The organism is Streptomyces caatingaensis, from assembly GCF_001187435.1.
GTDB classification, from domain to species: domain Bacteria; phylum Actinomycetota; class Actinomycetes; order Streptomycetales; family Streptomycetaceae; genus Streptomyces; species Streptomyces caatingaensis.
Genome location: NZ_LFXA01000002.1, coordinates 1,100,579 through 1,121,951, shown reverse-complemented (window position 1 = coordinate 1,121,951; position 21,373 = coordinate 1,100,579). Strand labels below are relative to the sequence as shown.

Here is a 21,373-nt window from a genome sequence, read left to right as displayed (position 1 = left end):
GGTGGCGCGGGGCGCACGGTCCCCATCATGGCGCGCGCCCGCCGGGCCCACGCGCCGGCTACGCGGCCTGGCCCGTGGCCGCGACGACCACCTCGCGCAGGGTGACGCGCTGGGGCAGCCGGTAGGCGAAGGTGATGGCGTCGGCCACGTCCTGCGGGGTGAGGATCTCGACGGAGTCCTTGAACGCCTGGTAGCCGGCCTTGACGGCCTCGTCCGTGGTGTGGGAGAGCAGTCCGGTCTCGACGGCACCGGGGGCGACGGTGATGACGCGGACGCCGTGCGGGGAGACCTCCTCGCGGAGGCTCTCGGAGAGCCCGTGCACCGCGAACTTGGTGCCGCTGTAGACCGTGTGGTGCGCGTAGCTCTTGCGGCCGGCCACCGAGCTGACGTTGACCACCGTGCCGCGCCGGCGCTCGACCATGCCGGGGAGCACCGCGCGCACCCCGTTGAGCAGCCCCCGCACATTGACGTCGAGCATGCGGTCCCACTCCTCGGCGGGCTGCCGGTGCACGGAGCCGAGCAGCATCACGCCGGCGTTGTTGACGAGCAAGTCGACGGGCCCGTAGAGGGATTCGGCGTCCCGGACGGCCTCGTCCATCGCGGCGCGGTCGGTGACGTCGACGGACCTGGTCATGGCGTCCGGCAGCGCGAGCGCCTCCAGGCGCGCGGCGTCGCGGCCCAGGAGCAGCAGCGGGTGGCCCTCCTCGGACAGGGCGCGGGCGGTGGCGGCGCCGATGCCCGACCCGGCTCCGGTGACGACGGCGAGGGGGCGGCGGCGGGGGTGTGCGGACTGTGTGTTCATGCGTCCAGCTTCGGCGGCGGCGAACGGCGGAACAACGCCCGTCCGCGAAACGATCGATAACCTGTGGGTTATGGAACGACGAGACCTCCAGATCTTCCTGACGCTCTGTGAAGAGCTGCACTTCGGGCGCACGGCGGAACGCCTGCACGTCTCCCAGGCCAGGGTCAGCCAGACCGTCAAGCAGATGGAACGGCGCGTCGGCACCGCGCTCTTCGAGAGGACGAGCAGACGCGTCGCCCTGACGCCGGTCGGCGAGCGGCTGCGGGACGACGTGCGGCCCGGTTACGAGATGATCGAGGCGGGGATCGCCCGTGCCGTCGCCGCGGGGCGCGGCCTGGCCGCACCGCTGCGGGTCGGCTTCACCAGCCCGCTGGCGGGCGAACTGGTGATGACCGCCGCCCTGGCGTACCGCGAGCGCCACCCGGAGGCGGGCGAGGTCCTGCTCCACGAGACGGCGCTGTCCGACCCGCTGGGCCCCCTGCGCGACGGCGGGCTCGACCTCGCCCTCGTCCAATTCCCGGTCGTGGAGGGCGACTTGCGCACCGGCCCGGTTCTCATATCGGACACCCGGGTCCTGGCGGTCTCCACCCGGCACCCCCTCGCGCGGCGCGACCGGGCGGACTACGAGGACCTGGCCGCCGACAAGGTCCTGATGCTCTCGGGCGCCCTCCCCTCGTACTGGCTCGACCACCTGATCCCGCCCACCACGCCCGCCGGACGCCCCGTGGAGCGCGGGCAGGCGGCGGCGACGCGCCAGGAGCTCCTCACGCTCGTGGGCGCCGGCCGGGGCATCCACCCGACCGCCGCCCACGAGGCCCGCTACTACGCCCGTCCCAACGTCCGTTACGTACCGTTCCGTGACGCGCCGCCGCTGGAGTACGGGCTGGTGTGGCGCGCGTGCGCCGAGACCGCGCGCGTCCGGGCGTTCGCCGAGGCGGCGGCGGAGGTCGTGCGGTGGCACGACGGGCCCGCCAACGTCTGCTCCGCGTGCCGGTGAGCGCCCCGTCCGCCCGTCACACGGGCCGCCGTCGCGGCAGGGCCAGGACGGCGGAGGCGGCGGCGAAGACGACGAGCGCGAGCACCGTCAGCGTCCGGTCCAGCGGCCCGTACACCCGCAGCATCCTCAGGTGGCAGACGAGGTGCAGCACGTTGAACACCAGCCAGGCCGCGCCGGTCGCGGCGACCAGCCGGTGGTCGCGGACGCGGCGGAGGGCGAGGGCGCTGAGGGCGGCGAAGGCGAGGTACGCGGCTCCGATGTCGCTCGCGAAGTGTTCGTTGTACGGCCCCAGCGGCGGGAGCCAGGAGCGGCCGAAGCCCGGGAAGCCGTCGTACCAGGACCGCGGGGCGACGTAGGCCCAGAAGCCGGTGTAGGCCCCGTAGAGCATCAGCAGGAGGAGACAGGCGCGACGGCGGATACCACCCATACCCCTGTTGACGATTCAGCGGTCCTTTCGTGACGTGCCGGCGGCACCGCGGGGCGGGCGGCCCGCCTTCTTCACCCGGACGGCCGCTCGCCCGGGTCCGGGAGGGGCTTCTCCAGCCAGGCGACGTCCCAGTACGCGCCGAACTTGCGGCCGACCTCCCGGTGCACGCCCGCCGGGCGGAAGCCGAACCGCTCGTGCAGGCGCAGCGACGCGTCGTTGGGGAGGGTGACCGCCGCGTAGGCCCGGTGGACGTCCTCCCCGGCCAGGGCGGCGAAGAGCGCGCGGTACAGGCGGCTGCCGAGCCCCCGGCCGGCGTGCCCGGGGGCCAGGTAGACGCTGGTCTCGACCGAGGTCTCGTAGGCCCGCTTGGGCCGCAGCGGGCTGCTGGTGGCGTAGCCGAGCACGGTGCCCGCCTCCTCCGCGACCAGCAGCCGGTACCGGCCGGTCGCCGGGTGGCCGGCCAGCCACCGCCGGCGGTCCGGGACGCCCACGGGCTCGATGTCGAAGGTGACCGGTGAGCCGGTCACGTAGTGGTTGTAGAGGTCGGTGAGCTGCTCCAGGTCGCGCTCCTCCCCCGCCCGGATGCGCGTCCCGGTGATGGCCCTGGTGGTCCGGTCCATGGAGTCGGTCCCTTGCGCCGGTGGCTTTCGCCGGTGTGGGTGCGGTGTTCCCGCCGGTTGCGGTACCGGCGGCGCGAGGGACCTTAACCGCTCCGTGTTACGGGAGGATGTCCCGGCGGCCGGGCGCGCCCGGTCTCACCGCGCCCAGGGCAGCGTCCGGGTGCCCTCGGTGCCGGGGAGGGAGACCACGCCGTCGGCGCGCATGGCGACGTGCGCCTCGGCGTCCCGGGGGGCGTGGATCCTGCGGAGGACGCCGGGCGGCAGGACGACGGTCCGGCCGGCCGCGACGGTCTCGGTGCGGTCGCCGCAGGTGACGTCGAGGGCGCCGGAGGTCACCGTCCAGACCTGTTCCCGGCTGGCGGAGTGCTCGGGGCCGCTCTGCCCCGCCGTCATCGAGACGGTCCAGGTGCTGAGTTCGGCGCTGCCGCGGCTGGGGGCGGCGAGGCCGGTCATCCGGGCGTTGGGGGATTCGGTGACGTTCCCGTCGGTGGGCGTGATCACCGTCATCGCGGGCGCCCCCTCGGGGCGCGCCGCCCACTCGACCAGCTGCACGACGATCCCGTTGGGGTCGGTGGTCTGGAACAGCCGCTCACCCCAGGGCTCTTCGCGCAGCGGCATGGTGATGGGCGCCCCCGCCTGCCGCAGGCGCCGTTCCTCGGCGTCGAGGCCGGTCACGGTGAGGGCGAGTATGAGGCCGCCGGCCCGCTGGTCGCGCTGCTCGGGCGGGAGGACCTCGGTGCCGCGGCGCAGCAGCACGATGTCGACGGCCTCGCCGTCGCGGGTCAGGGAGGCGAACCCGTCGGTGGCGACGGCGACTTGGTAGCCGAGGTGGGTGCAGAAGAAGTCCCGCGAGGCGTCCACGTCGGCGACGGTGAGGGAGAGGGTGGAGGTGGTGACGTTCACTGCGGCTCCAGGGTGAGAGGGGCGGATCGGCGGGGCGGCGTGAGGGGGCGCGGGCGGCCGGCGGCCCGCGCCCGGGTCCGCCGGGGAGAGCCCTTCGGTCGCCCGAGGGGAACTTTACGACGGGTGTAACTTTAGGGGCGGCCATGAAGATCGGTCAAGGGCAAATTTACGTCGGAGGTAAGATTCCTTCATGGGTACCGAGAGGGGACTCCGCGAGTCCAAGAAGCAGGAGACCAGGCGGCTGATCTCCGACCACGCCACCCGGCTCTTCATCGAGCAGGGCTTCGAGGCGACGACCATCGCCGAGATCGCGGCCGCGGCCCGGGTCGCCAAGAAGACGGTCACCAACTACTTCCCGCGCAAGGAGGACCTGGCGCTGGACCACCACGAGGCGTTCACCCAGAGCCTCGCGCGCGTGGTGGCCGGGCTCGCGCCCGGCGAGCCGCCGCTGCCCGCGCTGGGGCGGGCGTTCCGCGCCACGCTCGTGGGGCACAGCCCGGTCGCCGGCTTCACCGGGCCCGAGTTCGCCCGCATGGTCGCCGACAGCCCCACCCTCACCGCCCGGCTGCGCGAGCTGCACGACCGGCGCGAGGAGGCCCTCGCCGAGGCGCTCGCCGCGGCCTCCCCCGGCACCGTCCCGTCCATCGCACCGCGCGCCACCGCGGCCCTGATCGCCGCCGCCGACCGGCTGCTCTTCCGCCGCATCCAGGAACTCACCCTGGCCGGCCGCACGAACGACGAGATCGAGGCGGAGCTGACGCCCGAGGCGGACCACGTGTACGGACTGCTCCTCGCCGCGGTCGGCCCGGGAGCCGGCGGCGGACCCGCCGCACCCTAGGGAGGGACGGCGGCCGCCGCCCGGGCGGCCGGGCACGCGGGCGCACTACCCTCGGGGACGACGCCCCGCCACCGCCGCGGCGGGGCCGGTCCGGACGGGGGTGCCATGCGCTATCTGGTACGCGACCGGCTGCTGGCCTTCCCCGAGGAGGCGTGGATCGAGACGGAGCACCGGGAGAAGGTCTACCGGGTCGACCGGAAGCTGTTCCGCCCGCGCGCCACGTTCGCCTTCGTCGACACCGAGGGGCGCCAAGTGGCCTCCCTCGTCAGGAAGTTCCTCACCCTCCACCACGGCGTCCTGGTCAAGGCGGGCGGCACGACGGTGGCCCGCTTCGGCGAGCGCGCCTTCCCGCCCTTCGGGGACCGCTTCAAGGTGGTGCTGCGGGACGGGCGCCGGCTGCGGATCACCGGGAACCTCCGGGAACGGGAGTTCACCGTCCAGGACCGCGGCACCACCCTGGCGCAGATCTCGCGGCGCCGGTTCGGCTTCCGCGACGCCTGCACGGTCGACGTGTTCGCGGAGGAGGACGCGTTGCTGCTGCTCGTCCTGGCGGTGTGCGTGGACCACACCCTCCACGACCTCGCGGACGGCTAGCCCCGGGCCGGACCCCCGCCGCGCCGCCGCCCGTCCGTCACGCCCGGTGCGCGGTCTCCGGTCTGCACCCGACGACCACCATGGCCTGGACCATCTCGGGCCCCGTGCAGCGCAGCGTCCTGCCGGAGCAGCCGGCCGCCCCGCCACCGCCGGGGCCGGTGACCTGCTCGCAGTGCGCGCCGAGCAGCCCCGCCTTCTTCTTCGACAGGCCCGCCATGCGCAGCAGGGGTTCGGCCGCCTTCTCGGTCGACCACACGGCCTTGTCGCAGCAGTAGAGGCTGCCGGCCGGGGCGGCCGCGCGGGCGTGCGCGGGGGCGACGAGGAGACCCGCGCCGAGGAGGACGGCCGCCGGGACCGACCATGATCTGAGGGTGTTCATGCCCTCCATGCTGCTCCGCCCTCCCACCGCCCACACGCACCGTCACCCTTGCGGGGTGTGCCCGGCGGACGGCTGCCGTCCGGGGGAAACGGCAATCGGAGTGGCTCGATTTCACTTCTGCGCAAGCGATTGACCGTTCTCTCCGACCGCTGCTAACAACGCTGCTACCGACCGAGCACAGTCTCCCGGCAGACGAGGAGCAGCGTCATGCTGCGCATTGAGGTCAGCATTTTCTCCGGCCGCCCCGATCCCTCCTGGATCGTCACCGACGAAAGCGCGGTGAGAAGTCTGCTGTCGGACGTGGCCGACGCGGCGGAAGAGGCGGTGGGAATACCCGGGGCGGGGTACGACGGTCTGGGGTACCGCGAGGTGGTGGTCTCCGCCGCCGGCGACGACGTGTCCTGGCCCGGGTCGCTGCCCCGCTCCTTCGCCCTCGGCACCCTGGGCGCCCGTGACCCCGGCCGGTCCGCCGAGCTGGCCCGGCGGGCCGTCGAGGGCACGGCCCGTCACGCGGAGGTGCGGCCGGCGGACGACGACGGCCTGCGGGAGCTGGTGCTCGGCGAGATCGACGCCTTCGCGGCCGCGCCGCCCGTCTGGACCCGCTCCCCCGCGCTTCCCGCGCACCCGCTCCGCACGACCGGGCGGGAGACCGAGCCGGCCGCCACCTGCTACATCGAGTTCGGCCAGTTCAACCCCGGGTTCTGGAACACCCCGCAGGTACAGCCCCGCAACAACTGCTACAACTACGCGCGCAACCTGCGCACCGACACCTTCGCCCAGCCCGGCCGGGCCCACGGGGCGCAGACCGGCACGATGGCCTGCCCGAACGTCACGGGGGCGGCCCTCGCCGACCGCTTCGTCCGGCGCTTCCAGTGCCTGCCGGACAGCGAGAAGCCCCGCTGGCTCACGGCACTCGTCGTCTGGCCCGGCCAGGACTACCACTGGTACCGGCTCCACAGCGGCAATTTCTGGGGCCACAAGCCCGGCCAGACGGCGGCCCGCGACTACGACAACGGCGGGCACCGGATCACGAACCCGGAAACGTGCGACCGCGGGGGTTACCGCGACTTCTGCGGGTACTTCTACGCGGGACGCTCGGTCGTCATCAAATAGGCGGCCGGCGGGCCCCTGTGCGGCCGTCCGGGCCGTCGTCCCCATCGTCGTCGAATGAGCGGGCCCGTGCAGATGGAAGTGGAACTGGACGTCTACAGCGGCCGCCCCAATCCCCGCTGGCGCCTGAATTCCCGGGACGCCGGGGCATTCCGCGCGCTGACGGCCGGTCTCCCGCCCGCGACGACGACGGCCCGGCCCGCCTTCCCGGAACCGGGGCTCGGTTACCGCGGCTTCACGGTCAGGGACGGCGGCCGCGTCCTGCGCGTGGCCGCGGGCCGGCTCACCGAGGGCACCGCGTCCCGGCCCGACCCGGCCCGCTCGCTGGAACGCTGGCTGCTCAGCCGGCTCCCGCCGTCCCTGGACGACCTCCGTCCCCTGGTGGCGGCGGCGCTCGGCGAGGAACGGGGCGGCTGAGCGGGCGCGCGGTGATCCGCGTCCCGCCCGGCCGCGCCCCTCTCAGCCCCCGCCGCGCCCACCCGGCGGTGGCACCCTCACCATCGCCCGGTACACCGCCGTGTCCTCCGGTTCGCCGACGCGGTCGCCCTCGGCCTCGACCCAGGCGTGGGCGGCGAAGGGGGACGTGCGGACGCCGGAGCACCACGTCGGCCAGCTTCCGCCCGTCCGGCACAACAGGGCGGTGGCGAGGGAGCGTTGGAGGCAGTGGCGTCCGGCGCACAGGGTGCTCGTGGCGGTCACGTCCTGCCGGGCCCGCAGGGCCTCGGCGCGGGTGGCGGGCCGGGCCCCGCGGGACACGAGGCGGAGGACGGCGCGGATGCGGCGCGGCGGCAGACGGGCGACGAGCCGTGCGGCCGCGACCGCGGCGAGGGCCGCCAGGCGGCGGCCGAACGGCGGCCGGGCCCCGCCCGTCTCGAGCACCTGGCTCACGGGGCGGTCACCAGTCCCGCGCGGGTGAGGTGTTCCAGCAGCGCCGCGACGTCGGCCGCCGCGCGGTCCCGGCTCACCGGATGGGTGCGGGCGAGGAGGGCGGCGGCCTCCTCGGGGGTGGCGCCGTCCAGCAGGGCGCGGAGGACCAGGGCGCCGGTGCCGTTGAGCTGCCAGTAGCGCCCGCGGCGCTCGTCCAGCAGGACCATGCCGTCGTCGGTGGGGCAGGCGGTGACGTCGTCGCGCAGTCGGTTCACCGGGGTCCTCCTTCGTCCGCCGGGTGCGCCGCGAGATCCCGCAGCCACGCCTCGGCGCCCAGCGTGGCCTCCAGTTCGGCCGCGCCGCCGGTCAGCAGCCCCGGGGAGAGCAGGGCCCGCCGCAGCGGCTCCTCGTCCGCGAGCCCGGCGGCGACCAGGCGGGAGTCGTCCGCCCACGCGGCCAGGGTGCGCCGGTGCCGGCGCAGGCCCTCCTGCCACTCGTCGCCGCAGTGGTCCTTGGTGGTCCGGCGCAGGACGCGGGCGGGCACCAGCCCGTCCATCGCGGCGGCCAGCAGCGGTTTGTACGCCCACGGGGCCGCCGCCTCGTGCGGCCGGGCCCGCAGGCAGGCGTCGACGACGGCGTCGTCGCAGAACGGACTGTGGACGGGCAGCCCGGCCGCCGCCCCGCCGGCGAGCAGGTGGCCGGCGGAGCGGCCGGCCTCCTGCGCCCGGTGGATCCAGGCGTGCCGTCCGCGTCCGCCGGCCGGCGGCGGTCCGTCACGGGCGGCGGCGCGCAGCAACTCCCCGACGAGGCCCGCCGCTTGCCCGCTCGCCCACGCCGGCAGCCGCGGCGGCGGCCCCCACCCCTCCGGCGGGCGGACCGCGCCGCCCGGCGGCTCCTCCCGCAGCCGCCCGGCGCTGTCCGCCAGCCAGAATCCGTACGAACCGCCCGCCAGCAGCATGCGCACGGTGGCGCCCGGCGGCCACCGGTGCCGCGCCCGCAGCCCGGCCACGTGCCGCAGCCCCGTCACGGGGGAACGGCGCACCAGCCGGTGCACATAGGCGTCCGGCGGCCGGACGACGTGGTCGCCGCCGTGCCCGGACAGCCGCAGGCGGGCCCCGCGGGACCGCAACGCCTCGGCGACGCACCGCTGTTGGGCCGCGCCGCGCAGGCCGACGGACGGCTCGTCGGCGGGCGGGCGCCGCTCGTCGAGCCCGGTGAAGTGGGCGGGCAGCAGGGCGGACGGGAACACCAACTGCTCGGCGCCGGGGAGGTGTTCGGCGGCGTGGGCCGCGTAGGCGCGGTCCTGGTTGCCGGCGGCGGCCCAGTGCAGGGTGGCGGTGACGAGGCGGGCCCCCGCCTCCGCGGCCAGGAAGCACACGGCGGTGGAGTCCATCCCCCCGGACAGGTCCGCGGCCACCACCTCCCCGGGGGTCACCCGCAGCGCGACCGCCGCGCGCAGGGCCTGCCGCAGTCCGACCGCGGCCTCGGCCGGCGGCAGCCCCTCCTCGGGGGCCCGCCACCACCGCTCCGTGCGCCACCGGCCGTCGGGGGCCAGGTGCGCCGCGTCCCCCGGGAGGACGGCGTGGACGCCGCGCCACAGCGCGCCGCCGGCCAGGGGGTACGGCGCGGTGGGGCCGAGGAGCCGCACGGCGAGCTGCCCCGGATCGAGGGCCGCCCCCGTGAGGCGGGCGAGGACACGGGCCCGGTCGGCGCACACCGTGCCGCCCTCGACGGCCGCCCGGTAGATCCGCCGCGCCCCGGACGACGAGCCGCGCGCATAGGCGTGTCCGTCGGCGGAGGCGATGACGTGGAAGCTGCCGCAGGCCCCGGCGAGCGCCGTCTCGACCTGCGCGAGGCCGCTCATCCGCCCCGCCGCGGCGGCCAGTTCGCCGGCCGTGAGGGAGCAGGTCCCGGCGACCGCCAGCCGCACCTCCCCGGCGGAGGCGACGGTCACCTCGCCGGGGGACCAGGCGCCCACGAGCCAGGGCCGTCCGGAGCGGTGGGCCACGACGCGGAACGCGTCCGCGGGGGCGCACCGCCGCAGCCGCCGGAGGACGTCGGGGTGGATGTCGCAGTCCGGGAGGACGGCGAACCAGGGGTCGGGAGGAGAGCTCATCGGCTGCCCCGTGTGCGCGCGGACCGTGCTCCGCCGGGCCGGGTGCGGGCCGCCTCCCCGGCGGTCCCGCACCCGGTTCCGGTCATCAGTATCCGAAGTACCCGTACTCGCCCTCGCACGCGAAGTACCCGAATCCCTGCGTGAGTTCGGTGTAGTCGCCGGCCTCGGCCAGCAGCGGGGGCTCGTAGACGTCCAGGGCTTCGACGGCCATCGGGTCGCTCATGGCTACCACCTTCGGTCCCGGGGCGGGAGGTCCGCCCTGCTGGCACCAGTAGGAGCGCGGCGGGCACCTCGCACCATATCCCTGTCCGAGGTTCGCTCCTGTGGGCGATGCCTCCTCACCTGATTGGCGGCAGGCAAGGAAGTCCGGCCTCCCGCGGCGCTTCGCACCGGCGCTCCCGCCGCCCCGGTGACCGCCCCTTCCCCGTTGTGTGACCGATCGATGACCACGGCCGGAAGCGGCCGGACGCGCTGGTTGCCTGCCGGTATGGACAAGCACCACACCACCACCCGCAAGACCTCCCGCCGCGCCGCGCTCGCCGCCCTGCTCGCCGCCACCGCCGTGACCGGCGCCGCGCTCACCGGCTGCGGGGCCGGGGACGCGAAGGACGGCGGCACGAAGGCGGACGGCGGCGCCGCGACGGCGCGCGCAGGCAAGAAGATCCTGTGGCTGGGCGACTCGATCGCGGGCGCCGAGGCGCCGCCGCTCGCCGCGGCGCTGAAGGCGAGCGGCGTGGAGTTCAAGAACGCGTCGTCGGACGGCGGGGGCACGATCGTCGAGGGCGACAAGATGTCCGCGCCGATCGCGAAGGACACCTGGAAGGGCCTCGCGAAGAACATCGACGCCTTCCACCCGGACGTCATCGCCTACCAGATCACGACCTACGACTGGGGCAGCGCCGAGCAGCAGCGCGCCTCGTACGAGAAGCTGGCCAGGACCGCGCAGGACGCCGGCGCCGAGCTGGTGATCGTCTCGGCCCCGCCGTTCAAGATCGACGACTTCTACAAGAAGTTCGCGGGCGCGATCGCGAGCGCGCCGAAGGCCGCGAAGGAGGTGGCCGACCGCAGCGGCGGCAAGGTCCGGTTCCTCGACGCGTCCGCGCTGTGGGGCACCGACGCCGGCGCCGCGAAGGCGCAGCGGTCGTCGGACGGCATCCACTCGTGCCAGCAGGGCTCCGCCGCCTTCGCCAAGTGGCTGACGGGGAAGCTGGGTTCGGCGTACGGCTTCACGCCGGCGGCCCCGGAGAAGTGGGCGGCCGGCTCGTGGACGTCCGACGCCCGCTACGGCAAGCTCGGCTGCCGGTGAGCGGGGGCACGGGGCCCGCGGCCCGCGTCGCGCCGCTGGACGGCCTGCGCGGGCTGGCCGTCGCGGCCGTGCTGCTGTTCCACGCCGGGCGCCTGGGCGGCGGTTTCCTGGGGGTCGACCTCTTCTTCGTGCTGTCCGGCTTCCTGATCACCGGCCTGCTCCTGGCGGAGGCCGGCCGGGGCCGCGTCGGCCTGGCCGCGTTCTGGGGCCGGCGCGCCCGCCGCCTGCTGCCCGCGCTGGGCGTCACGGTGGTCGCGACCCTCGTCCTCGCCTGGGCGTTCGGGACGCCGTCGGTCCTGCTCTTCGCGCTCGACGACGTGCCGTGGGTCGCGGCCCAGGCCGTGAACTGGCACTTCATCGGCGAACAGATCGGCTACTGGAACGCCTCGGGCACCCGCGTCTTCGCCCACCTGTGGAGCATCGCCGTCGAGTGGCAGTTCTACCTGGCCTGGCCGCTGGTCGTGGCCCTGGCCGGGCGGGGCCGCGGCGGGCACGGGCGGGTGGCCGCGCTCGCCGCGGCGGGGGCGGCCGTCTCGCTCGCGCTGATGCTCGCCCACGGGGACGCCGTGGACACGACGCGGGCGTACGAGGGGACGGACACCCGGGCGTTCGCCCTGCTGCTGGGCGCGCTGGCGGCCACGGCGCCGCTGCGGCGGGGGTTCGCGCGGGTGCCGGCCCCGGCGGCGGACGGGCTGTGCGCCGCGCTGGCGTGCGGCCTGGGCGCCGCCTGGGTGCTGACGGACGGCCAGAACGCGCCGGGCCTCTTCCGCGGCGGGCTGTTCGCGCACTCGGCGGCCTGCGCCCTGCTGATCGGCCTGCTCGCCGCCCGGCCGGACGGGCGCGCGGGCCGGCTGGCCGGCAGCGCCCTCCCCCGGCGGCTCGGGGAGCTGTCGTACAGCCTGTACCTGTGGCACTGGCCGGTGTACCTGCTGCTGCCGGACCCGGTGTTCGCCCTCGGCGGCTGGGGCCGCACGGCCGTGGCGATCGGCGTCTCGCTGCTCGCCGCCCAGGTGACGAAGACCCTGGTCGAGGATCCGGTGCGGTACCGGGCCCGGTGGGCGTCCGGCCGTCGCGGCCTGCTCGCGCTCGCCGCCGGGCTCGCCGTCGCGGCGGGCGTGTGGGCGGCCGTGCCGCAGCCGCACCCCGGCGCGGGGAGCGTGGACATCGGCCGGCTGACCGCGCCGTGAGGCGCCGGTGCGCGGCCCGCGGCCGGCCCTCCGGGGAGACTGGGTCCATGCCGGGCGGGACTCCTTTGGAAAGGCGGGGCACCGGGCGAAGGGCGGCCCGGGCCGCCGGCGCGGCCCTGCTCGTCTCCTGGGCGCTCGGCGCCTGCGGCGTGCCCGACGCCGGACCGGCGGCGGGCGGCGCCCCGGCCGCCGGAGCGCGCGCGGCCGGGCCCGCCCACTGGGTGCGCGCGTACTTCCTCGCCCCGAACGGCAGTTGGCCCGTCGCCCGCCCCGCCCCCGCCGGCGCCGGCCCCCAGCGGGCGCTGGACGAGCTGCTGGCCGGCCCCGCCCCGGGGGAACGCCGCCGCGGGCTCACCACCGCCCTGCCCGCCGGCACCCACCGGGTGCGGGCCGGGGCGACGGCGCCCGGCACGGTCGACCTGTACCTGCCGTGGCTGGTGTCGGAGCTGGACCGGGCGGCGGTCAACCAGCTCGTGTGCACCGCCGCGGCGGCACCGGGGATCCCGGGCGGGAGGCGGCCGCAGGACGTCCTCGTCCGGGTCCACGAGTCGGGCCTGACGGGCGGGCCGTGGACGGTCCTGTGCGACGAGACCGGCACGGCGGCACCGGCGGAATCCCCGCGCGGAACCCGCTGACGCACGCCCCGGATCGATATGTTCACCCCATATCCGCCCTTTTTGTTCACCCCATCACCGGCCGGTGGACCGGGCGGACCAGTGAGAGGAGAGGGCCCGTCCATGACACGCGTCCTGCTGATCGAGGACGATCCCGCCGTACGCCGTGGCGTGACCCTCGGCCTGCGCCGCGGCGGCCACGAGACGGAGGCGGTCGCCACCGGCGAGGACGGCCTGGAGTCGCTCGCGCCGTTCGCCCCCGACATCGTGCTGCTCGACCTGATGCTGCCCGGGATGAGCGGCCTGGAGGTGTGCCGGCGCATCCGCGAGACGGGCGAGGTGCCCATCGTGATCCTCTCCGCCCGCGGCGACGACATCGACGTCGTGGTGGGTCTGGAGGCGGGCGCCGACGACTACATCGTCAAGCCCGCGAGCACCGAGGTCATCGAGGCGCGGATGCGGGCGGTGCTGCGCCGCGTCGCCCCGGCGCAGCCGGCCGCCGGGGAGGGCCCCGTGGTCCACGGCGGCCTGGAGATCGACGCCTCGGCGGTGCGCGTGCGCAAGAACGGCGCCGAACTCTCCCTCGCCCCCTCGGAGTTGAAGCTCCTGCTGTTCCTCTCGGCGTCCCCCGGGCGGACGTTCAGCCGGCGGCAGCTCCTGGAGGAGGTCTGGGAGCACAGCTACTACGGGGACGCGCGGCTCGTCGACGCGTGCGTGAAACGGCTGCGCGCCAAGATCGAGGACGACCAGCGCGCCCCGCGCTACGTCCAGACCGTGCGCGGCTTCGGCTACCGGTTCGGACCGCTGTGACGTCGGCCGCGAAGTCCGCCGTGAAGTCGGCCGTGACATCGGCCGTGAAGTCCGCCGCGCAGGCCGCCGGGTCCGCCGTGAAGGGCGTCCGCGCCCCGCGCCGCCTCCTCCCCCGGGGCCTGCGGGCCCGGCTCGTCGTCGCGTTCCTCCTGGCCGCGGCGCTCAGCGCGCTCGCCGCGGCGTCGCTGACGTTCCGTCAGGCACGGGCCGCGATCCTCGACCGCGCCCGGGACGACGCCGTCCACGACCTGCGGTCCCAGGTCGGCTCCCTGGCGCCCGACCTGCCGGCCGAGCCGGGCCGGGCGGACCTGCGCGCCCTGGCGCTCCAGCTCGACCGGGCCGGCGGCTCCCGCGGCTGGCGCGCCGCGGCCGCCTACCGCGGCGGCGAGCCCGTGTCCGCCACGGGCACCGGCCCGGTCGTGCCGGAGCGGCTGCGGGCCGTGGCCGGCCCGTCCCGTACGGCCGTCGTCCAGCGGTTCCACCACGGCGGCGTGCCGTGGCTGGCCGTCGGCCTGCCGGTCACGCGCGCGGACCGGCCCGGCGAGCCGTCCGGGCTGGTGGTCTACGCGTCCTTCTCGCTCGCCGGGCAGGAGCGCGACGTCGCCGCGCTCGTCGCGGCCGCGCGGGCCGGCGCCCTGCCCGTCGTCCTGCTCGCGGTCGTCCCGGCGCTGTTCGCCGCCCGCCGCGTCCTGCGCCCGGTACGGCGGCTGCGGTCCGCCGCCGAGGACATGGCGGCGGGCGCGCTCGACACCCGGATCCGGGTGACCGGGGACGACGAACTGGCCGATCTGGGACGGACGTTCAACACCATGGCGGCCACGCTCCAGGCCGACGCGGAGCGGCTGCGCACCATGGAGGCCCGGGCGCGGCGCTTCGCCGCGGACGTCTCCCACGAACTGCGCACGCCGCTCGCCGCGATGACCGCCGTCACCGGCGTCCTCGACGAGGACGCGGCCTCCGGGCGGCTGGAGCCGGAGACGGCCGAGGCGCTGGAGCTGGTGGCCGACGAGACGCACAAGCTCGTCCGCATGGTCGAGGACCTGATGGAGATCTCGCGGTTCGACGCCGGCGCCGCCGTGCTGGAGCCGGACGACGTGGACGTCGGCGAACTCGTCGGCAAGACGCTCGCGTTGCGGCACTGGCAGGGCCGGGTCGGCGCGGACGTGCCGGCCGGCCTGCGGGCCCGCCTGGACCCGCGGCGCGTCGACGTCGTCCTGGCCAATCTGATCGGCAACGCCCTGCGGCACGGCGGTCCGTCCGTGCCCGTGGACGTCCGGGCCCGGGCGGAGGGCGGCCGGCTCGTCGTCACCGTGACCGACGGCGGCCCCGGCATCCCGGCCGACGTGCTGCCGCACGTCTTCGACCGCTTCACCAAGGGCGACGCGGCCCGCACCCGCAGCGAGGGCAGCGGCCTGGGCCTCGCCATCGCCGCGGAGAACGCCCGCCTGCACGGCGGCACCCTCACCGCCGCCAACGCCCCCGGCGGCGGCGCGGTGTTCACCCTCACGCTCCCCCTGGACCCCGCATGAGACGCCGCCCGCTCGCCCTCGCCGTCGCCCTGGCCGGCTGCCTGACCGCGGCCTGCGGCGTGGACGACACCGGCCCGGACCGGGCCGGCGCCCCCGCCTCCGGGCTCCCCCGCCCCGGCGCGCGCCCGGCCGCCGCCCTCCACCTCTACTTCTCCTCGCCCGTCGGCCTCGAACGCGTCTCCCGCCTCTACCAGGGCCCCGACGCCCCCCAAGCCGCCCTGAACCGCCTCGTCCAGGGCCCCGACCCGGCCGAGCGCACCCGCGGCCTGGTCACCTTCATCCCCCCGGGCTCCCCCGCCCCCGTGGTCACCGCCTCCGGCCGCGCCGCCGCAGACGTTCGCCTGCCGCCCGCCTGGACCCCCGACCGCACCGCCCTGCGCCAGGTGGTGTGCACGGCGGCCGAGGCGGTGGGCGCGGCGGGCGGGGTCGCGCCGGGGGACGTGCGGGTGCGCGTGCACCGCGTGGCGGGCGGGGCGCCCGCGGTGGAGTCGTGCCCGGGGTGACGGCCTTCCGGCCTCAGCCGGCCTGCGGGCGGGCCGCGTCGGGGCGGCCGTCGGCCGGCCAGAGGGCGTCGGGGAAGGCCGGCTCGTCCGCGTCGGTGCCGGGCATGAGGGTGGCGAGCATCCGCTCGGCGGTCCTCGCGTGCTCGGCGGCGCGGGGCAGCATGACGTCCTCGTAGGCGGCGAGGGCCTCGTCGAGGGTGGGACGGCCGACGATCGCGCGGGCGAGGTCGGCGCCGTCGAGCAGCGCGAGGTTGGCACCGACCCCGACCGGCGGCATCAGGTGCGCGGCGTCCCCGAGCAGGGTGATGCCGGGGGTGCGCGGCCAGGAGTGGCCGGCGGGGAGGACGGACACGGGCCGGTTGACGAACCCGCCGTCGTTCTCGCGCAGGATGGCCAGGAGGCTCTCGTCCCAGCCCCGGTACCGGTCGAGGAGGCGTGCGCGGACGGCCCGCGTGTCGGCGAGGTCGAGGCCGGCGTGCCAGTCCCGGGGGCCGCGGAAGATGGCGTAGGCGCGGACGCGTCCGTCGCTGTTGCGCTGCAGCACCAGGCTTCGGCCGCCCGCCTTGGCCGACATGCTGCCGCGGCCGGCCAGGCGGGCGATGCGGGGGTGGCGGCGGTCGGCGTCGTCGAAGCGGGCCTCCACCATCGTGACCCCGGAGTAGGAGGGCCGGGCGCCGGAGAGCGCGGGGCGCACCCGGGACCGGGCCCCGTCGGCCCCGACGACCAGGTCGAAGTCCTCGGTGGTGCCGTCCTCGTGGCGCAGCCGGGCGCCGCCGCCGGGGAGCGGGGTGACGCCGCCCACCGGGCGGCCCCAGCGGACCGTGCCCGGGGCGAGCGAGTCCAGCAGCAGGGTGCGCAGGTGGCCGCGGTCGATCTCGGGCCTGCTCAAGTCGCCCTCGCCGGCACGGTCGTGACGTATCAGGGTCGCGTTCCGGTCGTACAGGCGCCACTCCTGGCCCTCGGGCCGGGACAGGGCGAGGAACGCGTCGTGCAGTCCGGCCGCGCGCAGGGCCGCCTGGCCGGTGCCCGCCTCGAGGTCCAGGGTTCCGCCCTGGCCGCGGGAGCCGTGGCCGGCGTCGCGCTCGAAGACCGTCACCGGCACGCCGTGGCGCTGGAGGACGCGTGCGCAGACGAGGCCGCCGGGGCCGGCGCCCACGACGGCGATGCGAGGGGCGGTGGACAGAGGAGGGGTGGACATGGGCGTCACGCTCCGTTCGACGGTCGGGTGCCGCGGCGGCACCGGGTATCCACGGAAGCACAACGACTCCAAAAGTACAACTGATTCGACTTCATAGCGGATAGCATTGGAGAGTTGACAGTCTTCGAGAGCGAGTCCGTGGGCGGGTAGGGTGGGACCATGCCCGAGACCACGACAGGACGCCGCGAGCGCAAGAAGGCCCGGACGCGACAGGCCCTGGCGGACGCCGCCGTGCGGCTGTTCACCGAGCGCGGCTTCGACAACGTCGGCGTGCGCGAGGTGGCCGAGGCGGCCGACGTCTCCCTGAGCACGCTGTTCAAGCACTTCCCCAGCAAGGAGGCGCTCGTCTTCGACCTGGACGAGGACCTGGAGAGCGCCCTGATCGCCGCCGTCCGCGACCGGGCCCCCGGCCGGTCCGTCCTGCACGCCCTGCGCGACCACCTCGTGGGCACCCGAACCCATGTGCCCGCCGACGACCCCATGTTCGTCCTCGTCGAGTCCACGCCCGCGCTGCGGGACTACGCCCGGCGCATGTGGTCGCGCCACGAGAAGGCGCTGGCCGCCGCCCTCGCCGAGGAGACCGGGCTCGCCGCGGAGGACCCCGCCGTCGCCGGCCTGGCCCGCTTCGCCCTGGAGGCCCCCGGCATCGCCCGTTCGGGCCAGGACCCGGCCCGCACCCTGAGCGAGCTGTTCGCCCTGCTGGAGCACGGCTGGGCCGGCACGGCCCTGGCCAGGGGGGACGACCGCGCCGGCCGGGACGGCTGACCGCGCCCCGACGGCCCGTCCCGGCCGCCGAGGGCGTGGTGAGCCCGGCGGCGGACCGGGGAAGACTGCTGTCCGGCAGGGAAAGCAGCGTGAGAACCGGGGCCGCCATGCCAGGGAAGTCCACCTCGTCACCCGACGGCGCCTCGACCGGGCGGGCACGGCCGCCCGGCCCGCGGCTGCCGGCCCCCGTGCAGACCCTGCTGTTCGTCCGGTGCCGGGACCGCTGGTTCCCCCGCCTGCGGCGCGCGTACGGCGATGTGTTCGCGCTCGACCTGGCGGCACCGGTCCGCCACCGGGTCGTGATCCTGGCCCGGCGGGAGCACGTGGACGAGGTCTTCGGCGGGCCGACCGACGTGCTGCACGCGGGCAAGGGCAACGCCGTCCTGCGGCCGGTCATGGGCGGGCGTTCCGTGCTCCTCACCGACGGGGACGAACACCGCAGGGTCCGGCGGCTGTTGCTGCCCGCCCTCAGCGTCCCGGCCCTGCGCGCGTACGAGGAGACCATGCGCGCCGTCGCCGCCGCGGAGGTCGAACGCTGGCCCGTCGGCGAGGTGTTCCCCGCCCACCGGCGCATGCGCGAGCTGACGCTGGAGGTCATCAGCAGAGTCGTCCTCGGCGTGACCTCGCAGGCGCGGCTCGCCGAACTCCGGCCGCTCACGCGCCGGCTCACCGACATGGGCCAGCTCACCCTGCTCGGACTGTCCCACCCGCACCTGGCACGGCTGCGCCCCTGGCGCCGCCTCCTCGCCGTCCGGCGGCGGCTGGACGCGCTGATCGACGCCCAAGTGGCGGAGCGCCGCGCGGCGTTGGAGGAGGGGGACGACGTCCTGTCCCACCTGCTGCGGGCGGCCGCGGCGCCGCACGGCGACGGCTTCGACGGCGCGGAGCTGCGCGACCAGCTCGTCACCCTGCTCCTCGCCGGGCACGAGACCACCGCCACCGGCCTGGCCTGGGCCCTCCACGAACTCGGCCGCCGGCCGGAGCAGTTGCGGCGGGCGCAGCGGGCCGCCGACGAGGGCGACGACGCGTACCTGACGGCGGTCGTCAAGGAGACACTGCGCCGCAGGCCGGTGGTCTACCAGGTCGCCCGGTGCCTGACCGAGCCGCTCACCGTCGCGGGCCACCGGCTGCCCGCGGGGACGACGGTCATGCCCGCGATCGGTCTGGTGCACGGCGACCCCGCGCACCACGAACGGCCGGAGGACTTCCGCCCGGAACGCTTCCTCGGCGGCCCGGCCCCCTCGCCGGCGTGGATCCCCTTCGGCGGCGGCGCGCGCCGCTGCCCCGGCGCCGGCTTCGCCCTGCTGGAGGCGACGGTGGTGCTGCGGGAGGTGCTCACCCGCTACGACCTGCGCCCCGACCGCGCCCGCCCCGAGGCGTCGCGCTCCCGCCAGGTGACGCACGTGCCGGCGCGCGGGGCCCGGATCGTGGTCTCGCGCCGCGGGGGCGGCGCGGCGGCGGGCCGACGGCCGTCGTGACGGGCGGGCGGGGAGGGAGGGAGGGGCGGCAAGGCCGGGAAGGGCAGGAAGGGCAGGGAGGAGCCCTCCTCCCCCGCCCCGCCGACTAGGCCGCGCTCCCGGCCCGTTCGGCCTCCTCGGCCCGCCGCCGCAGCGCCTTCTTGTCCGGCTTGCCGACGTCCGTCAGCGGCATCGCGGGCACGACGTCGACGCGGTGCGGTTCGTACATCGCGCCGCACCGCTCGCGGACGAGCGCGCGGAGTCCGTCCTCGGAGACCTCCGCGCCGGGCACGGTCACGATCGCGGCGTGCACGCGTTCCATGCCGTCGGCGTCCGGCACGCCGAAGACGGCGCTCTGCCGTACGGCGGGGTGCGCGTTGAGGACGTCCTCCAGCTCGGAGGTGTACACGTGCCCGCCCACCACGATGATCATGTCCTTGATGCGGTCGACGACGGTCAGGTACCCCTCGTCGTCGAGGTACCCGATGTCACCGGTGTGCAGCCATCCGTCGCGCAACACCCGTGCCGTCAGCTCGGGTTGGTTCCAGTAGCCCTGCATCACCTGGTCCGAGCGGACGCATATCTCACCGCGCTCGCCGACGGGCAGGTCGCGGCCCGACTCGTCCCGCACGGCCACCTCGACGTCGTCCAGCACCTTGCCCGCGCTGCCCAGCCGGTCCGGCCGCGCGGGGTCGTGGTCCGCGGCCGTGAGCCGGCTGATGCCGCCGGCCTCGCTCTGGCCGTAGAACTGGGAGAGGACGGGCCCGAGGCGCCGTACCGCGTCGGCGATGCGCACGGGCGACGCCTTGCATCCGCCGTAGAGGACGCGGCGCAGGCTCGACGTGTCGGTGCGGGCGGCGTCCGGGTGGTCCAGGAGCTCGTAGAGCAGCGGGGGGAGGACGAACATGTCGGTGATGCGCTCGCGTTCGACGGCGGCGAGCACCGCCGCCGGGTCGAAGTCCTCCAGCAGGACGAGCACGCCGCCCCGGCGCAGGGTGGAGTCGGCGAGGTGGCCGGCCGCGTGCGCGATCGTGGTGCACACCAACTGGCGCGGCACGTAGCCGTCCTCGGCCGGCACGGAGTGGTGCGTGTCCAGCTGCTCGAAGGTGGTGCAGATGCCCTTGGGGTGGCCGGTGGTGCCGCCGGTGTGCCGGATGGACGCGATGTCCTGGGGGCGGGCCCGGTTCGGGACGGGCTCCGCCGACTGGGCCGCGGCCAGTTCCAGCAGGTCCGTTCCGGTCCCGGCCGGCCCGAGGACCAGCACGCTCTTCACCGGGACGATCCGTGTCACCTCGGCCGCGCGCTCCGCCAGGCGCGGGTCGACGACGAGCGCCCGGGTCTCGACGTCCTCCACGATCGCGGCCTGCACCTCGGCCGACAGCTTGTCGTAGAGGTGGTTGACGCGGCAGCCGAGCAGGTGCGCGGCGTACCGCGCCGCGATGATCTCGGGCAGGTTGCCGCTCAGCAGGGTGACGGTGTCACCGCGGCCGGCCCCCTCCTCCCGCAGGGCCCTCGCCATGCGGTGGACGAGCCCGCGGAACTCCCCCACGGTCATGCGCCGCCCCTCGTGGACCAGCGCCTCGCGGCCGGCCTCCTCGCCCATGCCGTCGAGGATCCCCTCCACATGACCGCGTAAAGTCCGCACGTCGTCCGTCATCGCCGCTCCTTCGCGTCCGGGCTCGGCATCTAATTGCCTTAGGCATCTATCATATGATGCCTTGTCCGGCGAAGGGCTTCACAACACCCACCGGACGAAAGGCGCAGGCCGGACACCTGACTCCGCCCGCCGCACCCCGTCCGGACGCGTCCCGCGCGAGGATCCCGCCCGGCCGTGCTCTCCTGGAACCCACCCCCGGCCGGAGACGGCCGCGCCGCACGCCGCCACCGCGACCGCGCACAGAGGAGTCCCCGCCCGTGATCCCCGAGAGCGAGCTGTCCGACCCCGCCGTCCGCGCCCTCGTCGCCGCCATCAACGCCAACGACCACGCCGCCTTCCGGCGGGCGCTGACCGCCGACGCGACGATGTCCGACGACGGCGCGGAGCGGGACCTCGAGAAGTGGAGCGAGCGGGAGATCTTCTCCAGCCACGGCCACATGGACGTCGAATCCGAGTCCGACGACGGCCACCACCTCATCGCCCGCTTCACGAACGCCACATGGGGCCAGATGCGCACCTCCTGGCGCTTCACCGTCGCGGACGGGAAGGTCAGCCGCTTCGACACGGGGCAGGCGTAGGCGCGGCGGGGCTGCGGCCACCCCCGCGGCCGCGGCACCGGTCCGCGGCAACCGCCGGACTTCGGGCCCAGGCCCGTCCCGAGGACCGCACGACCCCGGCCTTCGCCCTGCGGCGA

Annotated in this window: 25 protein-coding genes; 14 read left to right on the top strand and 11 right to left on the bottom strand. The window is 76.0% G+C overall.

Annotated features, from left to right (window positions below):
• Nucleotides 1-58 precede the first annotated feature (58 nt).
• On the bottom strand, nucleotides 59-802 hold the full coding sequence (locus AC230_RS05575; RefSeq protein ID WP_049714762.1) for an SDR family oxidoreductase: 744 nt from the start codon (nucleotides 800-802) through the stop codon (nucleotides 59-61).
• Nucleotides 803-872: 70 nt separating this feature from the next.
• On the opposite strand from AC230_RS05575, the gene AC230_RS05570 reads away from it, so the two are divergent.
• Nucleotides 873-1,799: a LysR family transcriptional regulator gene (locus tag AC230_RS05570; RefSeq protein ID WP_049714761.1), complete on the top strand. Its 927-nt coding sequence runs from the start codon at nucleotides 873-875 to the stop codon at nucleotides 1,797-1,799.
• Between the two features lie 16 nt (nucleotides 1,800-1,815).
• Here the strand turns inward: AC230_RS05570 and AC230_RS05565 are convergent, their stop codons facing one another.
• The 3 genes from AC230_RS05565 to AC230_RS05555 all read right to left on the bottom strand — a co-directional run bounded on the left by AC230_RS05565 (nucleotide 1,816) and on the right by AC230_RS05555 (nucleotide 3,749).
• On the bottom strand, nucleotides 1,816-2,226 hold the full coding sequence (locus tag AC230_RS05565) for a hypothetical protein (protein WP_049714760.1): 411 nt from the start codon (nucleotides 2,224-2,226) through the stop codon (nucleotides 1,816-1,818).
• A 71-nt stretch (nucleotides 2,227-2,297) separates the two neighbouring features.
• Nucleotides 2,298-2,846, bottom strand: a complete 549-nt coding sequence (locus tag AC230_RS05560) for a GNAT family N-acetyltransferase (RefSeq protein WP_107082052.1) — start codon at nucleotides 2,844-2,846, stop codon at nucleotides 2,298-2,300.
• 135 nt (nucleotides 2,847-2,981) lie between these two features.
• Nucleotides 2,982-3,749, bottom strand: a complete 768-nt coding sequence (locus AC230_RS05555) for a VOC family protein (protein WP_049714759.1) — start codon at nucleotides 3,747-3,749, stop codon at nucleotides 2,982-2,984.
• 190 nt (nucleotides 3,750-3,939) lie between these two features.
• Between AC230_RS05555 and AC230_RS05550 the strand changes: the two genes are divergently transcribed.
• Together AC230_RS05550 and AC230_RS05545 are read left to right on the top strand one after the other, a co-directional pair.
• On the top strand, nucleotides 3,940-4,587 hold the full coding sequence (locus AC230_RS05550; protein WP_049714758.1) for a TetR/AcrR family transcriptional regulator: 648 nt from the start codon (nucleotides 3,940-3,942) through the stop codon (nucleotides 4,585-4,587).
• A gap of 105 nt (nucleotides 4,588-4,692) precedes the next feature.
• Entirely contained in the window at nucleotides 4,693-5,181 is a 489-nt protein-coding gene (locus tag AC230_RS05545) for an LURP-one-related/scramblase family protein (protein ID WP_049714757.1), read from the top strand.
• A gap of 37 nt (nucleotides 5,182-5,218) precedes the next feature.
• On the opposite strand, the gene AC230_RS05540 is transcribed toward AC230_RS05545, so the two are convergent.
• The gene (locus AC230_RS05540) at nucleotides 5,219-5,560 is read right to left on the bottom strand and encodes a hypothetical protein (RefSeq protein WP_157868515.1); all 342 of its coding nucleotides are present in this window, start codon (nucleotides 5,558-5,560) and stop codon (nucleotides 5,219-5,221) included.
• Nucleotides 5,561-5,767: 207 nt separating this feature from the next.
• Here AC230_RS05540 and AC230_RS05535 point away from each other — a divergent pair, with 207 nt between their 5' ends.
• Nucleotides 5,768-6,673 (top strand): hypothetical protein, encoded by a 906-nt coding sequence (locus AC230_RS05535; RefSeq protein ID WP_049714755.1) that lies wholly within the window; start codon nucleotides 5,768-5,770, stop codon nucleotides 6,671-6,673.
• Between the two features lie 66 nt (nucleotides 6,674-6,739).
• The gene (locus AC230_RS05530) at nucleotides 6,740-7,087 is read left to right on the top strand and encodes a hypothetical protein (RefSeq protein WP_049714754.1); all 348 of its coding nucleotides are present in this window, start codon (nucleotides 6,740-6,742) and stop codon (nucleotides 7,085-7,087) included.
• A 42-nt stretch (nucleotides 7,088-7,129) separates the two neighbouring features.
• Here the strand turns inward: AC230_RS05530 and AC230_RS05525 are convergent, their stop codons facing one another.
• From AC230_RS05525 to AC230_RS31790, 4 genes are all read right to left on the bottom strand, one after another.
• On the bottom strand, nucleotides 7,130-7,558 hold the full coding sequence (locus AC230_RS05525; protein ID WP_049714753.1) for a lasso peptide biosynthesis B2 protein: 429 nt from the start codon (nucleotides 7,556-7,558) through the stop codon (nucleotides 7,130-7,132).
• Nucleotides 7,555-7,812 carry a lasso peptide biosynthesis PqqD family chaperone gene (locus AC230_RS05520; protein WP_277816836.1) on the bottom strand — a complete coding sequence of 86 codons (258 nt, stop codon included), beginning with the start codon at nucleotides 7,810-7,812 and terminating at the stop codon, nucleotides 7,555-7,557. Before AC230_RS05520 ends, AC230_RS05525 begins: the two co-directional genes overlap by 4 nt.
• Nucleotides 7,809-9,653: an asparagine synthase-related protein gene (locus AC230_RS05515; RefSeq protein ID WP_157868514.1), complete on the bottom strand. Its 1,845-nt coding sequence runs from the start codon at nucleotides 9,651-9,653 to the stop codon at nucleotides 7,809-7,811. The genes AC230_RS05520 and AC230_RS05515 overlap by 4 nt, the downstream gene beginning before the upstream one ends.
• Before the next feature lie 85 nt (nucleotides 9,654-9,738).
• Nucleotides 9,739-9,876: a lasso RiPP family leader peptide-containing protein gene (locus AC230_RS31790; RefSeq protein ID WP_107082051.1), complete on the bottom strand. Its 138-nt coding sequence runs from the start codon at nucleotides 9,874-9,876 to the stop codon at nucleotides 9,739-9,741.
• Nucleotides 9,877-10,140: 264 nt separating this feature from the next.
• On the opposite strand from AC230_RS31790, the gene AC230_RS05510 reads away from it, so the two are divergent.
• The 6 genes from AC230_RS05510 to AC230_RS05485 all read left to right on the top strand — a co-directional run bounded on the left by AC230_RS05510 (nucleotide 10,141) and on the right by AC230_RS05485 (nucleotide 15,602).
• Nucleotides 10,141-10,959: an SGNH/GDSL hydrolase family protein gene (locus tag AC230_RS05510; protein WP_049714751.1), complete on the top strand. Its 819-nt coding sequence runs from the start codon at nucleotides 10,141-10,143 to the stop codon at nucleotides 10,957-10,959.
• Entirely contained in the window at nucleotides 10,956-12,146 is a 1,191-nt protein-coding gene (locus tag AC230_RS05505; RefSeq protein WP_241833088.1) for an acyltransferase family protein, read from the top strand. The genes AC230_RS05510 and AC230_RS05505 overlap by 4 nt, the downstream gene beginning before the upstream one ends.
• A gap of 47 nt (nucleotides 12,147-12,193) precedes the next feature.
• A complete protein-coding gene (locus AC230_RS05500) occupies nucleotides 12,194-12,781 on the top strand; it encodes a GerMN domain-containing protein (protein WP_241833087.1) in 588 nt (195 codons plus the stop codon).
• 102 nt (nucleotides 12,782-12,883) lie between these two features.
• The gene (locus AC230_RS05495; RefSeq protein ID WP_049714750.1) at nucleotides 12,884-13,570 is read left to right on the top strand and encodes a response regulator transcription factor; all 687 of its coding nucleotides are present in this window, start codon (nucleotides 12,884-12,886) and stop codon (nucleotides 13,568-13,570) included.
• Between the two features lie 77 nt (nucleotides 13,571-13,647).
• Entirely contained in the window at nucleotides 13,648-15,099 is a 1,452-nt protein-coding gene (locus AC230_RS05490; RefSeq protein ID WP_049715054.1) for a sensor histidine kinase, read from the top strand.
• Complete coding sequence (locus AC230_RS05485) at nucleotides 15,096-15,602, top strand: GerMN domain-containing protein (protein ID WP_049714749.1); 507 nt, start codon at nucleotides 15,096-15,098, stop codon at nucleotides 15,600-15,602. Before AC230_RS05490 ends, AC230_RS05485 begins: the two co-directional genes overlap by 4 nt.
• Nucleotides 15,603-15,615: 13 nt before the next feature.
• Here AC230_RS05485 and AC230_RS05480 read toward each other — a convergent pair whose 3' ends face one another.
• Nucleotides 15,616-16,800, bottom strand: a complete 1,185-nt coding sequence (locus tag AC230_RS05480; protein ID WP_049714748.1) for an FAD-dependent oxidoreductase — start codon at nucleotides 16,798-16,800, stop codon at nucleotides 15,616-15,618.
• Between the two features lie 159 nt (nucleotides 16,801-16,959).
• Between AC230_RS05480 and AC230_RS05475 the strand changes: the two genes are divergently transcribed.
• Nucleotides 16,960-17,565, top strand: coding sequence for a TetR/AcrR family transcriptional regulator (locus AC230_RS05475; protein ID WP_049714747.1), 606 nt, complete (start codon nucleotides 16,960-16,962; stop codon nucleotides 17,563-17,565).
• 89 nt (nucleotides 17,566-17,654) lie between these two features.
• Nucleotides 17,655-19,043, top strand: coding sequence for a cytochrome P450 (locus AC230_RS05470; protein ID WP_198535419.1), 1,389 nt, complete (start codon nucleotides 17,655-17,657; stop codon nucleotides 19,041-19,043).
• A gap of 85 nt (nucleotides 19,044-19,128) precedes the next feature.
• On the opposite strand, the gene AC230_RS05465 is transcribed toward AC230_RS05470, so the two are convergent.
• Nucleotides 19,129-20,679: an AMP-binding protein gene (locus AC230_RS05465; RefSeq protein ID WP_049714745.1), complete on the bottom strand. Its 1,551-nt coding sequence runs from the start codon at nucleotides 20,677-20,679 to the stop codon at nucleotides 19,129-19,131.
• Nucleotides 20,680-20,936: 257 nt separating this feature from the next.
• On the opposite strand from AC230_RS05465, the gene AC230_RS05460 reads away from it, so the two are divergent.
• Complete coding sequence (locus tag AC230_RS05460) at nucleotides 20,937-21,257, top strand: nuclear transport factor 2 family protein (protein ID WP_049714744.1); 321 nt, start codon at nucleotides 20,937-20,939, stop codon at nucleotides 21,255-21,257.
• The last annotated feature ends 116 nt before the right edge of the window (nucleotides 21,258-21,373 follow it).

What these genes read in the sequence shown, in the direction of transcription:
- AC230_RS05510 (WP_049714751.1), top strand. Translation starts at nt 10,141, where the DNA reads ATGGACAAGCACCACACCACCACCCGCAAGACCTCCCGCCGCGCCGCG.
- AC230_RS05475 (WP_049714747.1), top strand. Translation starts at nt 16,960, where the DNA reads ATGCCCGAGACCACGACAGGACGCCGCGAGCGCAAGAAGGCCCGGACG.
- AC230_RS05565 (WP_049714760.1), bottom strand. Translation starts at nt 2,226, where the DNA reads ATGGGTGGTATCCGCCGTCGCGCCTGTCTCCTCCTGCTGATGCTCTAC.
- AC230_RS05500 (WP_241833087.1), top strand. Translation starts at nt 12,194, where the DNA reads ATGCCGGGCGGGACTCCTTTGGAAAGGCGGGGCACCGGGCGAAGGGCG.
- AC230_RS05560 (WP_107082052.1), bottom strand. Translation starts at nt 2,846, where the DNA reads ATGGACCGGACCACCAGGGCCATCACCGGGACGCGCATCCGGGCGGGG.
- AC230_RS05540 (WP_157868515.1), bottom strand. Translation starts at nt 5,560, where the DNA reads ATGAACACCCTCAGATCATGGTCGGTCCCGGCGGCCGTCCTCCTCGGC.
- AC230_RS05575 (WP_049714762.1), bottom strand. Translation starts at nt 802, where the DNA reads ATGAACACACAGTCCGCACACCCCCGCCGCCGCCCCCTCGCCGTCGTC.
- AC230_RS05480 (WP_049714748.1), bottom strand. Translation starts at nt 16,800, where the DNA reads ATGTCCACCCCTCCTCTGTCCACCGCCCCTCGCATCGCCGTCGTGGGC.
- AC230_RS05495 (WP_049714750.1), top strand. Translation starts at nt 12,884, where the DNA reads ATGACACGCGTCCTGCTGATCGAGGACGATCCCGCCGTACGCCGTGGC.
- AC230_RS05465 (WP_049714745.1), bottom strand. Translation starts at nt 20,679, where the DNA reads ATGACGGACGACGTGCGGACTTTACGCGGTCATGTGGAGGGGATCCTC.
- AC230_RS05485 (WP_049714749.1), top strand. Translation starts at nt 15,096, where the DNA reads ATGAGACGCCGCCCGCTCGCCCTCGCCGTCGCCCTGGCCGGCTGCCTG.
- AC230_RS31790 (WP_107082051.1), bottom strand. Translation starts at nt 9,876, where the DNA reads ATGAGCGACCCGATGGCCGTCGAAGCCCTGGACGTCTACGAGCCCCCG.
- AC230_RS05570 (WP_049714761.1), top strand. Translation starts at nt 873, where the DNA reads ATGGAACGACGAGACCTCCAGATCTTCCTGACGCTCTGTGAAGAGCTG.
- AC230_RS05535 (WP_049714755.1), top strand. Translation starts at nt 5,768, where the DNA reads ATGCTGCGCATTGAGGTCAGCATTTTCTCCGGCCGCCCCGATCCCTCC.
- AC230_RS05515 (WP_157868514.1), bottom strand. Translation starts at nt 9,653, where the DNA reads ATGAGCTCTCCTCCCGACCCCTGGTTCGCCGTCCTCCCGGACTGCGAC.
- AC230_RS05545 (WP_049714757.1), top strand. Translation starts at nt 4,693, where the DNA reads ATGCGCTATCTGGTACGCGACCGGCTGCTGGCCTTCCCCGAGGAGGCG.
- AC230_RS05550 (WP_049714758.1), top strand. Translation starts at nt 3,940, where the DNA reads ATGGGTACCGAGAGGGGACTCCGCGAGTCCAAGAAGCAGGAGACCAGG.